This window comes from Aquimarina sp. TRL1 (assembly GCF_013365535.1).
GTDB lineage: Bacteria > Bacteroidota > Bacteroidia > Flavobacteriales > Flavobacteriaceae > Aquimarina > Aquimarina hainanensis.
Window position 1 is genome coordinate 3300402 of record NZ_CP053590.1, and the last position, 12513, is coordinate 3312914.

The 12513-nt window shown below is 37.4% G+C and carries 11 protein-coding genes and 1 other RNA gene; 7 read left to right on the forward strand and 5 right to left on the reverse strand.

The genetic code is table 11. From position 1 onward, the window contains the following. Positions 1-19: 19 nt before the first annotated feature. Positions 20-2431 carry a TonB-dependent receptor gene (locus HN014_RS13360; RefSeq protein WP_176029357.1) on the reverse strand — a complete coding sequence of 804 codons (2412 nt, stop codon included), beginning with the start codon at positions 2429-2431 and terminating at the stop codon, positions 20-22. Between the two features lie 187 nt (positions 2432-2618). Between HN014_RS13360 and HN014_RS13365 the strand changes: the two genes are divergently transcribed. Both HN014_RS13365 and HN014_RS13370 read left to right on the forward strand, forming a co-directional pair. After that, a complete protein-coding gene (locus HN014_RS13365) occupies positions 2619-3674 on the forward strand; it encodes a sensor histidine kinase (RefSeq protein ID WP_176029358.1) in 1056 nt (351 codons plus the stop codon). After that, complete coding sequence (locus HN014_RS13370; protein ID WP_176029359.1) at positions 3671-4351, forward strand: LytTR family DNA-binding domain-containing protein; 681 nt, start codon at positions 3671-3673, stop codon at positions 4349-4351. Before HN014_RS13365 ends, HN014_RS13370 begins: the two co-directional genes overlap by 4 nt. A 113-nt stretch (positions 4352-4464) precedes the next feature. On the opposite strand, the gene ssrA is transcribed toward HN014_RS13370, so the two are convergent. Then, positions 4465-4862: a transfer-messenger RNA gene (ssrA, locus tag HN014_RS13375) on the reverse strand. Positions 4863-5016: 154 nt separating this feature from the next. Here ssrA and HN014_RS13380 point away from each other — a divergent pair. From HN014_RS13380 to HN014_RS13390, 3 genes are all read left to right on the forward strand, one after another. Beyond that, positions 5017-6225: an NAD(P)-dependent oxidoreductase gene (locus tag HN014_RS13380; RefSeq protein WP_176029360.1), complete on the forward strand. Its 1209-nt coding sequence runs from the start codon at positions 5017-5019 to the stop codon at positions 6223-6225. Positions 6226-6302: 77 nt separating this feature from the next. Next, positions 6303-7124 (forward strand): orotidine-5'-phosphate decarboxylase, encoded by an 822-nt coding sequence (gene pyrF / locus HN014_RS13385; RefSeq protein ID WP_176029361.1) that lies wholly within the window; start codon positions 6303-6305, stop codon positions 7122-7124. A 31-nt stretch (positions 7125-7155) separates the two neighbouring features. Further along, positions 7156-7953, forward strand: a complete 798-nt coding sequence (locus HN014_RS13390; protein WP_176029362.1) for an ABC transporter substrate-binding protein — start codon at positions 7156-7158, stop codon at positions 7951-7953. Here HN014_RS13390 and HN014_RS13395 read toward each other — a convergent pair. After that, complete coding sequence (locus tag HN014_RS13395; RefSeq protein WP_176029363.1) at positions 7950-8168, reverse strand: Lacal_2735 family protein; 219 nt, start codon at positions 8166-8168, stop codon at positions 7950-7952. The two genes, HN014_RS13390 and HN014_RS13395, sit on opposite strands and share 4 nt — an antisense overlap. A gap of 103 nt (positions 8169-8271) precedes the next feature. Next, positions 8272-8988, reverse strand: a complete 717-nt coding sequence (locus HN014_RS13400; RefSeq protein ID WP_176029364.1) for a DUF4197 domain-containing protein — start codon at positions 8986-8988, stop codon at positions 8272-8274. Between the two features lie 242 nt (positions 8989-9230). Here HN014_RS13400 and HN014_RS13405 point away from each other — a divergent pair, with 242 nt between their 5' ends. Together HN014_RS13405 and HN014_RS13410 are read left to right on the forward strand one after the other, a co-directional pair. After that, complete coding sequence (locus HN014_RS13405; RefSeq protein WP_176029365.1) at positions 9231-9590, forward strand: BlaI/MecI/CopY family transcriptional regulator; 360 nt, start codon at positions 9231-9233, stop codon at positions 9588-9590. After that, on the forward strand, positions 9591-11018 hold the full coding sequence (locus tag HN014_RS13410; protein WP_176029366.1) for a M56 family metallopeptidase: 1428 nt from the start codon (positions 9591-9593) through the stop codon (positions 11016-11018). A 107-nt stretch (positions 11019-11125) separates the two neighbouring features. Here the strand turns inward: HN014_RS13410 and purU are convergent, their stop codons facing one another. Further along, positions 11126-11980: a formyltetrahydrofolate deformylase gene (gene purU, locus HN014_RS13415; protein WP_176029367.1), complete on the reverse strand. Its 855-nt coding sequence runs from the start codon at positions 11978-11980 to the stop codon at positions 11126-11128. Positions 11981-12513: the final 533 nt, after the last annotated feature.

A 12513-nucleotide genomic window follows, 5' to 3' on the forward strand; every position in this document is an offset into this window, starting at 1 on the left:
ATTTATGGTTTTTAAAAAATTAATTATCCAGAAAGAACCGGTACTTTAGATAAAAGGCACTTCCTGGTTTTGATTGTCTAAAATTGTCATATGCCGAAGCGTCAAAAATATTTTGCACTTCGATGTTTACATTGTGTTTTCCGTTTGTTGAAGAGAATGTAATTCCTGCATTGTTTAGGAATTGGGTTGGGATTTCATTTTTATCCGTCAGGGTAGCTGCTTTCTTATAGGCGACATAGAACTTATCGACAAAATTTACTCCGTAATAAACCGAAGTATTCACCTTGCGTATCAGGTTTGGCAATTGATAGCTGATGTCTGCATTGGCAAAAAGAGAAGGAGTATTCGGTAGTTGCTGTTTTTCGAATACGCGTTCCTCTATGGATCCGGAGGGAAAATCCTGATTGTTGAGTACCTGCTGCCAGGTCAGATTCCCGCTGAATCTCAGTTTTTTGTACTGGTATATAAGATCCCATTCGACTCCCCGTATTAAAACATCTTCTTCATTTTGATAGGAGTTGACCAAGCCCGAGAACTGAAAACGGATAAAGTTTTTTACATCTCTGCGGAATAGATGTACCTCGTTTTTCAGGAATCCGTTATCGGTAGGGTAGGTATACCCGATTCCCAGATTTATATTTTTACTGATTTCGGGTTGCAAACCGGGAACTGCCAGAATGCTTAATCCATCTCCGAATATTTCTTTTGGTTGCGGGATTCTGTATCCTTTTTCATAAGAACCTTTTAGCAATAAGTCGGGGGTAATAAAATACCGGGTCGAAAATGAATATCCCAGTCTGTCCTGTATCGTCGAAACATCCTCTATTCCAATAGAGGAATCGGTAAAAGTGATGGCTTGTTTTGCCAGGGTTTTGAAATAATAGTGTTTAAGAGCAAGGACGCTTTCTAATTTTTGATCAAAAAAGGTTGTGGTATAGGCGAAACCGCTAACTGCCTTTTTGATGGTATTTGGAGATTTGAAAGGTTGATTTTCTTCGGTATTAATTCTGTTTTCCCCCTCCCGGCTTATTTCAGAATAGATATGATTCAGACCGATAGTATGCCCTTCACTGATGTTGTAATTCGCATGAACACGGTACTGGAACTGCGACTGATTAAACTTAAACAGGGTTTTGGGCTGTAAAAACTCCCCGCGACCATCTTGTATTTCGTTTACTTTAAAACTTCCGTCCCAGCTATACCGGTTGGATGAGGTGTCAATACTGGTGCGCTTGATCGTGTTGTATAAAGCAAAAATATCTAAGCTCAACCGCTCGTCGAATATCCTGGATTTGGTATAGCGAAGACGTACCGTTTGGTTGTGTTCTTCTTCTGTAGCTTCTCCGATAGGTCTGTTATTCAATCCCTGAATTTCCCGGTCAATTCCGGCAGCGGCAAAATCAACGATAAGTGCATCTGCCCATTGTGTATTGGTAAAACCAAGCCCGATATTTCCCAGTACAGAGCGGTATTGATCGTGAAATCGCTCGACATCTCCGGTTACCTCTGTATCGATTTCTCTCTCGATACCGTTTTGAATTACGGTTTCCTTGACAAAGTAATTTACATCCCGCATAAGGTAATTGTTATCGCTGTAATTGTAGATACCGCTTACTTTGACCGTGAAACCGCTTTTCTCAGCCCGATATTGACTATTGAGATTGAAGCGATGTGTGTTAAATGAACCAACACTATGCGAGACGTCAAAAAAAGAAGCTTTCTTTTTATTGGTTATAATATTAATAGCACCCCCAAGGGCATCCGCCCCAAGTGATACAGGAACAACTCCTTTGTATACATCGATGCGTTCTATAAGATTGACAGAGATATTATTAAGACTGTATGCTTCTCCTAATTCATCAATGGGAATGTCATCGACAAATACCCTGATCTGCTTATCCGTCAGTCCGTTTAATGATAGTTTATAAGAAGATCCCAGCCCCCCGGTGGATCGGATTCTGATCCCGGAGGTCTTGTTTAGGATGACAGAAGCATCAGTCGTATTGTTCTTTAATTGTTTAGTACTGATAGAATTGACAGCGAAACTCTGTTCTTTGATCCTGGTAGTCTTACTTTTTCCAGTTACTGTGACTTCGTCAATAGCTGTTAAATCTGTTTCCAGAGTAATGTTCAGGGTGATTTTTTCTCCTTCACTCAGGGAAACAGTTTGCAGTTGTTTTTTGTATCCCAAACCGGAAACTTCCAGTACATACGCTCCCGGAGCAATATTGTATATGCTATAGGTTCCTTTTACATCCGTATATGCCCCGTGATTGGTATTCCTTAGTAAGGCAGTGATCCCCTCAATCCCATTGTTACGGGTATCTGTTACGGTTCCTGTGATCGTCGCTGGCTCCCCCTGCGCATACGAATAGAGAATCGTACAGCTAGTAAGTATGAAATAGACAACTATTTTTATATAGTTAAACATTATAATTTAGATTAAATAAGAATAATTCGCGAAAGTGTAAAATAAATGAGGGAGATAAAAGGATAAATCTGTCAACGACATTTTTAATATGGCGAACGTCACTTTTAAAAAATCAGCAGGTTAATTGTGAAATAATAGACGTATTTGCTTAAAGATTATTCTATTTTTGAGGTCAATTTTGATGGTAATGAAGCAGCAATTACATGCATTTTTTACAAAAAACTATGCAGAGATTATATATCAGTTATTAGTTTCTGTAGCGTTGTTTTTTTTCTATTCTTTTATACAGGAAGAAGGCATTTATAATTCGGAAGCGATCCAAAAGTGGATTCCTTATAAAATTGCATTTTTTGGTAATTACATGGTGGCAGCCATGTTTATTAATTATGTCTTATTACCTAAGTTGTATTCTAGAAAACGCTTTGCATTGTTTTTTACCAGTGTTGCGTTATTGATCATCCTTGTCATTCTTACAGATGAATTTTTCCTGGAAAAAATATATTTTCCGGAGACTAGAGGAACGTATTTTCCGGGAGTGTTTTTTACTCTGGTGGAAACACTTCCTTTAATCATATTTTATATGGGATTTAAGTTTGCCTGGGATTACAATAAAAAACAAAGCGAGATAGAAAAATTAAAAGTACTGGTTAAGGATAGTGAATTACAATTTTTAAAATCTCAGATTAACCCTCATTTTCTCTTTAATAACCTGAATAATTTGTACGCATACGCATTAGAAGAATCTCCTAAGACACCTACCATCATCTTAGAATTGTCATCAGTGTTGCGCTATATGTTATACGATTGCAAAGAGGATTTTGTACCACTTCCTAAGGAGGTGGAACACCTGAAGAATTTTACAGAGTTATACAAGCTTCAGATAGAGCATAGGGGAGATATACAGTTTCATACCAATGTAGCAGCTTCAGAATATTCTATAGCCCCTCTGATTCTTATGGTATTTATAGAGAATGCGTTTAAACATAGTACGAATTCTCAGTCCGAAGGAATTGAGATTGAGATAGCTATTACGGTATCCCAAACAGGAGTTTTGAATTTTATTTGCAAAAACGGGTTTTCTCCATTGGATCAAAAAGGAAATACCTCCAGAGGAATAGGGATACTCAATGTCAGAAAGCGTTTAGAATTATTATACCCTAATGCGCATACATTGGAAATTACAAATACGGATACCGTCTTTAATGTAGCGTTAAAAATGCAGTTAAAACCGATAGGACAATGATTAGATGTGTTATAATAGAAGATCAGCCGCCAGCACAGCGAATACTGAAAAAATATATTTTAGGAGTAGATGATTTACTGCTGATGGAAACATTCTCTGATGTGATCAAAGCAAAAGAGTATATGCAGACAACTACTATCGATTTGCTATTTCTGGATGTTCATCTGCCGAAAATATCGGGGATTGATTTTTTAAAATCTTTTCCGAATCACCCCAAAGTAATTCTTACGACTGCTTTTTCTGAATACGCGCTGGAGAGTTATGCGTTTAATGTGGTGGATTATTTATTAAAACCGATACCCTACGAACGGTTTTTGCAGGCGATTGCCAAATTGAGAAATAGTATTGTCTCTCAAGCAGAAAAAGCAGCAACGACCGTGATAATTAAATCAGGATATGAGCATATTAAGGTATATACCGACGCTATTATATATATTAAATCTGATTCTGATTATACAGAGGTCAATACAGCGGAGAAGAAATACCTGAGTAAAGATTCTTTAAAGCAATGGTTGGAAAAACTGAATGAAAATGATTTTTGCCAGGTGCATAAATCCTACCTGATTAACGTACAGTATCTGAGCAAAGTTGTAGGTAACACGATTTATTTAGCAGATAACAATATTCCGATAGGGAGGGCTTTTAAGAAGCATTTTGTCTCCTGTTATTTACAGTAGCCATGCAACCAGGATATGCTTAGAAAGGGGAGGAGTTGTCTTTTTGATAAAATGAGTTGTTGCATTCCCCTTAAAAAATAAACCCCAGTAAATACTGAGGTTTTGAAGTGTTTTTGTGGAGTCGGAGGGATTCGAACCCTCGTCCAAACAAGTAACAAAACAGCTTTCTACACGCTTAGTTTTTGTTTAATTGTCGATGTAAGACCGATCAAAAACTACCTATCTTACACGTATTCTCTAAGAGTTTCGAGAGGATATTGAGACCCTACCTTCTCTAGGTTTATTTTTACGAAGTCTCAAAATCAATCGCCATAAACCAAGGCTATTGGGAGACTTCCTGCTTGTTCGCCTTGCGAACCGAGGCATTATCCTACTATAATTCAGATTATGCAGCTAGGGCGTAGTTATTCTCGCCGTTTAAAAAAGATGAAATATGATATTAGCGAGCTGTATTTCAGCGCTCGACGTGCTTACCATCGTATTAATCTCGCTGTCAAAACCAGTCGACCCCGATGGTGTTTCCATAAAAATTGATCATCAACAGAATCAGGAATCAAATGTTCATGCCTATTTTGATCAAAAATCAATGTGGGCGGCAAATATAATCATAAATATTATACCTTTAACCTCGCTTTTTGAATAATCAATATTTATACCAAATTATTATGACAAGATTCGGAATCATTAAAGAACGAAAAAACCCGCCAGATCGTCGTGTCGTCTTTTCTCCAAAGGGAGCCAAAAAGGCAGTAGATCAGTATCCGGATGCAACTTTTGTAGTAGAAACCTCAGATGTTCGGGTCTTTAGTGATGAAGCGTATAAAGCCGAGGGGTTTGAGGTAACCACAGATATGTCGGATTGCGATGTACTATTAGGAGTAAAAGAAGTACCTGTAGATGCGTTACTTCCGAATAAAAAATACTTTTTCTTCTCGCATACAATCAAGAAGCAACCTTATAACCGAAAGTTGCTAAAAGCCGTATTAGATAAGAATATAGAGCTGTATGATCATGAAGTAATAGTGAATACGGCAGGTTTCAGGTTGATTGGGTTTGGTCGCTATGCCGGGATTGTAGGAACCTACAATGGGATAAGAGCCTGGGGAACCACTCAGGGAACATTTCAGATTCCCAAGGCTTCTGAATTGCCTGATCAGCGGGCACTGGAAGATACCCTGCGATCTATAGCCTTGCCCCCGATCAAAATTGTACTAACAGGTAATGGAAAAGTAGGAAGTGGTGCCAAAGAAATACTGGATGCGATGAACATCAGAGAGGTGTCTGTAGAAGAATATCTGACCCGGCAGTTTGAAGAGGCTGTATATGTACAGATTGATGTATTAGATTATAACAAAAGAAAAGATGGTCAACAGTTGCCCAAAGAAGACTTTTATACCAATCCTGCAGACTATAGAAGTGATTTTATGAAATATGCCGTTGTAAGTGACCTGTACATCGCCGGTCATTTTTATGGAGATGGCGCTCCTTATATTTTTACCCGGGAAGATGCAAAGTCTCCTGATTTTAAAATTCAGTTGGTAGCAGATATATCCTGTGATATCGACGGACCGGTAGCTTCTACATTGCGAGCATCAACCATAGCAGCTCCTATATATGGATACCATCCGCAAAAAGAGATAGAAGTAGATGCTATGGATAAAGAAGCGATTGTGGTTATGGCAGTTGATAATCTCCCATGCGAGCTACCAGCGGATGCCAGTGAAGGTTTTGGAGCGATGTTTTTAGAACATGTCATTCCGGCATTTTTTACAGATGATAAGGAAGGAATATTAGAAAGAGCGAGAATGACTCAAAATGGCGCATTGACCCAACGATATGCATATCTACAGGATTATGTAGATGGAAAAGAATAAAAAATAAAAAATGCGATCCCAGGTTTTGGTATCCTGGGATTTGCTTTAATATCTTTGCAGCGTTAAAGCAGAGAACGATGACAACTGAGCAACTTGTAGCCCAAATAAATAAAAAACAATCCTTTTTGTGTATAGGACTAGATGTAGACCTTACTAAAATACCCCCACAGCTGTTAGAGACAGAGGATCCTATTTTTGAATTCAATAAAGCGATTATAGATGCTACGCATCATTTGGCGGTGGCCTATAAACCCAATACGGCTTTTTATGAAGCGTATGGAATCAAAGGGTGGAAGTCTCTGGAAAAAACCATTCAGTATATCAATACCCATTATCCCGAAATGTATACCATAGCTGATGCAAAAAGGGGAGATATCGGAAATACAAGTGCGATGTATGCCAAAGCTTTTTTCGAAGATCTGGGGTTTGATTCCGTGACAGTAGCCCCCTATATGGGAAAAGATTCTGTAGAACCTTTTTTATCCTTCGAAGATAAACACACTATTATGTTGGCGCTGACATCCAATGAAGGAGCTTTTGATTTTCAAATAAAGGAAACCGAAGGAAAAGAATTGTATAAACAGGTATTAGAAACCTCTACTTCCTGGAACAATGCCTCCCAGCTTATGTATGTAGTGGGAGCAACAAAGGCGACGTACTTTACAGAGATTCGAAAGATTGTACCGGATAGTTTCTTATTAGTTCCTGGAGTAGGAGCGCAGGGAGGAAACTTACAGGATGTATGTAAGTACGGAATGAATGATCAGGTAGGTCTTTTGATTAATTCGTCCAGAGGGATTATCTATGCATCTAAAGGAACTGATTTTGCAGCTGCAGCGGCGGCAAGTGCCCTGACGTTGCAACAAGAGATGCAGCAGATTTTAGCGGGTAGAAAGTAGTTTTAGCAATGTGTTATCAAATAGATATGTGATGGAACATCAGGATCAGTTAGGTCGATCTGTACTTGTAGAGAGAACACCGGTACGGATTGTTTCTTTAGTGCCTTCCCTGACAGAGTTGCTCGTGTCTTTGGGGTTGGAAGATCGCATTGTCGGAGTAACCAAATTTTGTGTTCACCCATCGCATATCCGAAAGTCAAAAACAATCGTCGGAGGTACAAAAACGGTTCACTATGATCGGATAAAAGCCTTGACGCCTGATCTGATTATATGCAATAAAGAAGAGAATACTCAGGAGATTGTCGAGACCCTGGAACGCGATTTTCAGGTTCATGTGTCAGATATGTATACATTGGCAGATGTCTATGAGTTGATCGGTCAGTATGGGGCTCTTTTTGAAGTAACTGAAGCTGCTGCAACGATTAAGAATGCTATAGCTGAGGATCAGGAAGTATTTGTTAGAGAAAGGGCGGGTGTGCTACCCGTTCGAGTGGCGTACTTTATCTGGCGAAAGCCCTGGATGGTGGCAGGAGGGAATACGTTTATTAACTACCTGATGCAGCAGGGAGATTTTGTCAATGTATATGAAGAAACGACTCGCTACCCCGAGATAACACTCCAGTCACTGCTGGAGAAACAGGTACAGGTTGTATTTCTGTCTTCTGAACCATACCCTTTTGCAGATAAGCATATAGAAGAAATAAAGAAAGAAATAGGAGATCAGATTCCGATAATGTTAGTCGATGGGGAATATTTTTCCTGGTATGGTTCCAGGCTATTGGGCGCCTTTGAATATTTCAGGGAGTTACACCGAGAGTTACCTGTTTAGTGATGACTAGCTGTGCGTTTATTGTGTGATAGCACATTTTCCAATTTGTCGATTTCTACCAGAAGCTGTTTTGCCTCTTCGTGGAGTTGATCACATTTTTGTTTGTTTTTAGGAGCGACTGTATACGCGCACTTCATCAACTTCGAATAACGACACTTTAATTTTTCCAGTTGTGTTTTGTTTTTAAACCAGGCAAACATATTTTTCTTCTTCAAGATCTGTGGTCAAAATTACAGGATAGAAAAGAGAAAAGCTCTTAATGTCAAGTTAATGTTCCTAAAAAATAAAGAATCTAAATAATGAGGATAGCAACTAAATTTAGTTTCTATCCTGCAAGCTGAATACTCGTCTCAGTAAGTCCGTAGTTCGGGAGCTGAGTTTTGTTCTGATTTCTTTTTCTTCTATAGCAATCATTTTATAAACACCGTTTAGCGCCTGTCCGGTTACATAATCCGTCAGGTCTGGGTTTACTTTTTGTGTAAAAGGTACAGCATTGTATTTTTTGATAATGTTCGTCCATACACGATCAGCTCCAACACGAGATAATGAAGAGTTGATCACCGGAGAAAACTTACCATATAAACTAGTTTTGGTTTTTCCGATTAAGTATTTTGTGGCGGCATCCTGATTTCCTAACAAGATTTGCTTGGCATCGGTAAAGGTAATCTGGCGAACAGCATTGACAAAAATAGGGGTAGCTTCTTTTACCGCATCTTCTGCTGCTCTGTTTAAAACTTTTAACCCTTCATCAGCTAATTTGCCCAGACCGATGTCTCGTAATGTCTTATCTACTTTTTGTAATTCTTGTGGCAACATTATTTTGACCAGCTGATTTCGGTAAAAACCATCTGTCTGTGTTAGTTTAGAAACCTGCTTGTCAATTCCCTTGTCCAATGCTTGTCGCAGCCCATTTCCTATATCAGCATTACTAAGACCGATCCCTCCTGTATTTTGAGGTAGGTTTTCCATTACTTGTTGTAATTCAGCACAGCTGGATGCGATGACTAATAAAGCGAGCACAAGATACTTTTTCATAAAAAATGGTTTTTAAGATAAAGACAAGATACATGTTTCTTGTTTATCCGCCGTAAAAATAACATACTTTCTCGAAATAAACATAGAAAATAAGAGAAGGAATACAAAGGATGGAAGCGAGAATGAAAAAAATAATTAACTAAATTTTTAGTTTAAACTAATTTTTTAGTTATATTGCAATCAGAAATCACCATATGAACCTGTATCGGTTATTAAAGTGATGCGATTAAAAGAAAACATCCATGAAGCAATTAACGAAAGCAGAAGAAGATATCATGCAAATTTTATGGGAACTGGAAGAGGGGAATGTAGCCGCTATTATAGAAGAGTTTCCGGATCCAAAACCAGCGTATAATACGGTATCAACTATTGTAAGGATCTTAGAGACCAAGGGATTTGTAACTTATAAAAAGAAAGGACGGGGACATATTTATTATCCGGCAGTAAAGAAATCTGAATACAGTAATCAACGTATTCATAAGTTGATGGATGGTTACTTTCAGGGATCTTTCAAAAGCATGGTTTCTTTTTTTGTAAAGAAAAATGAAGTAAGCATGGAAGAAGTGGAGGAGATGATCAAAGAAATTAATAAAAAAGAGTAGATGATGGTGTATTACGTATTTCAGACATTGATTTTTCAATTATTGTTTTTAGCAGTTTATGAATTATTTTTAAGAAAGGAGACCTTTTTTAATGCCAATCGTGGCTATTTATTACTTACACCTATACTGAGTTTACTGATGCCATTTGTTCATATCGGTATGGTGAAACAGACAATACCTGATCAATACGTAATAGCATTACCAGAGATATTACTTACGGGAGATCCGGTGACTGAGCATTCGTATCCAGGGCTATTCGCATGGATTTTCTCCATAGAGGTATGGGGATATGTCTGGGGAGGAGGCGCATTGGTCTGTCTGCTTTTATTTGTGTGGAAACTCTATAAGATTCTAAAGATGAAACAAAATGGAGAAATAACCAGAACAGCAGACATACACTTGGTTTCTCTGCCAGATACCGCAATTGCATTTTCTTTTCTACACCTGATTTTTATGGGGAAGAAAATACCAGCTACTCAGCGCGAGCATATTTTATTACATGAAAAAGTACATGCAGATCAATACCATTCACTGGATTTGTTGTTTTTCGAGTTACTACGGGTATTCTTTTGGTTTAATCCGTTATTGTATCTATACCAAAAGCGAATTACTGTACTCCATGAATATATTGCAGATGCCAAAGCAGTGAAACTGAAGGGGAAGAAAGAATACTATCAAACCATGTTATCGCAGGTTTTCCAAATAGAAAAAATTTCATTTATCAATACATTTTTTAATCATTCATTAATCAAAAAACGAATCGTTATGTTACAAAAATCAAAATCCAGAAAAATTGTTCAGTTAAAGTACTTAATACTGGTTCCGCTAATTTTAGGAATGGTGGTCTACACTTCTTGTACACAGGAGACCATGGCGCAAGGAGGGGAGATGACCGGAGATCAACATAAGAAAGTGAGTACGATGATGCAGCGAATTGAAGACCTCAAAGAAGAAATGCAAAAACAGGGAAATATGACTGAGGAGGAAGAAAAGGCATTAAAGCTCTTGTTGTTGTATACAACGGAAGGAAGCTTAAAAAATCCCTTTTTCAACGATGTTCATGACCTGGTAGAAATTCCTTTTGGTGTGATCGATAAAGTTCCCGTATACCCGGGCTGTGAAGGAATGACAAAAGAAGAAACAAAAAAGTGTTTTTCTCAGAAATTGTCTGCTTTTGTCAGTTCAGAATTTGATACAGGTATTGCCGAAAGAAATAATCTTACCGGAGAACAGAAAGTAGCTGTACATTTTAAGATTGACAAAACGGGTAAAGTAGGAGGACTAAAAATAAAAACAGATAGTGAAGAATTGAGAAAAGAAGCAGTGCGTTTAATGAAAGCATTACCTGTAATGATTCCGGGAGAACAAGACGGAGTGAAAATAGGCGTAGCATATACACTACCTATTAAGTTTACGATCAAAAAATAAGCGCGATTGATCTGATATTTTTTGAAGAAATAACCTGAAGTTGGTGCATACCTGTCATCACCAAAATAGATAAGGACGAGAAGAAAGTTTTCTCGTCCTTAGTTTTTTTAAGAAAAAATAACGGTCTTGTTATTATACACCCATACTTTTCGCTGTAAGTGATATTGGATAGCTTTGGATAATACAATTTTTTCGAGATCACGCCCTTTAAGAATAAAGTCCTGTACATTATGAATGTGAGAAACACGTACAATTTCCTGTTCTATAATAGGACCTTCGTCCAGATCAGAAGTGACATAGTGACTGGTAGCTCCAATGATTTTTACACCTCTTTTATAAGCAGAGTGGTAAGGTTTGGCTCCTGGGAATGCCGGTAAAAAAGAATGATGGATGTTGATAATTTTATTTCGGTATTTATCGACAAAACCAGGGGAGATAATCTGCATATATCGGGCCAGAACAATAAAATCTATTTTGTATTCCTCTAAGAGTTTTAGCTGGGTAGCTTCACTGGCAGCTTTGGTTTCTTTGGTGACAGGAATATGTTTAAACGGAATATTAAACCGTTTTGCTACTGCTTCGAGATCCGGGTGGTTACTAATAATCAAAGGAATCTTGACATGCAATTCTCCAGAGGCATGTCTGCTGAGAATATCGTATAAACAATGATCGTATTTGGATACAAAGATCGCCATTTTTGCTGCTTTCTTAGGATTGTACATCTCCCAGTTCATAGCATATGGAATAGCAATCTGCTCATTAAATGCTTTTTTAAAAAGAGCGAACTTTTCCTCATCATGGTCAAATTCACATGCTAACCTCATAAAAAACTCGCCGACTTCATGATCCACATGTTGTTCTATATAAGTGGTATTGCCCTTTTTTTCCAGAATAAAGTTTGTAACGGTTGCGATAATTCCTTTTTTATCAGGGCAGTTGATCAATAAAGTTGCTTTTTTCATCTGTATTAATTTTATTGTTTTTTGTCATCTCAATAGGAAACTTACCCAGGATCATTGAAGCAGAATCAATATCATTGATAGAGTGTATTTCATATATGAGAAAATTGAATAAAGAGCACTTTGATAGGTTGATGATGTTGCTATCAAATCTCTTGTTAATTGTTATAATTGAATTTGGATTAATAAATACGTTTTGTTGTTTATGAGCGTTTTATAGAATAAACATAGTAATAATCCCGAAAGGAAATTTCAAAAAAAAACAGAAACAGTTCCTTTTTGCGAATCTCTCTTTTTTTAGGAGGATTTATTATTGATTTGATAAAAATGAATGTGAGAAAAAATATTAAGTGAGATTAAGGGCTGTTTTTTTGAGAAATTCTACAGAAAAAGCTCCTTGATACCGTAACATCCTCAAATAATATATCAGAAGAAAAGGAAAAATTAACAAGAATGTAAAATCTTTAAAATTTTAACGATCACTCAAAAAAAAGATAATTATCTTTTGTTAAAGTATATAATTATAAAAGAATCTT

Excerpts from the sequence above, each read along its gene's own strand:
- HN014_RS13360 (WP_176029357.1), bottom strand. The coding sequence starts at position 2,431 with ATGTTTAACTATATAAAAATAGTTGTCTATTTCATACTTACTAGCTGT.
- HN014_RS13365 (WP_176029358.1), top strand. The coding sequence starts at position 2,619 with ATGAAGCAGCAATTACATGCATTTTTTACAAAAAACTATGCAGAGATT.
- HN014_RS13370 (WP_176029359.1), top strand. The coding sequence starts at position 3,671 with ATGATTAGATGTGTTATAATAGAAGATCAGCCGCCAGCACAGCGAATA.
- HN014_RS13380 (WP_176029360.1), top strand. The coding sequence starts at position 5,017 with ATGACAAGATTCGGAATCATTAAAGAACGAAAAAACCCGCCAGATCGT.
- pyrF (WP_176029361.1), top strand. The coding sequence starts at position 6,303 with ATGACAACTGAGCAACTTGTAGCCCAAATAAATAAAAAACAATCCTTT.
- HN014_RS13390 (WP_176029362.1), top strand. The coding sequence starts at position 7,156 with ATGGAACATCAGGATCAGTTAGGTCGATCTGTACTTGTAGAGAGAACA.
- HN014_RS13400 (WP_176029364.1), bottom strand. The coding sequence starts at position 8,988 with ATGAAAAAGTATCTTGTGCTCGCTTTATTAGTCATCGCATCCAGCTGT.
- HN014_RS13405 (WP_176029365.1), top strand. The coding sequence starts at position 9,231 with ATGAAGCAATTAACGAAAGCAGAAGAAGATATCATGCAAATTTTATGG.
- HN014_RS13410 (WP_176029366.1), top strand. The coding sequence starts at position 9,591 with ATGATGGTGTATTACGTATTTCAGACATTGATTTTTCAATTATTGTTT.
- purU (WP_176029367.1), bottom strand. The coding sequence starts at position 11,980 with ATGAAAAAAGCAACTTTATTGATCAACTGCCCTGATAAAAAAGGAATT.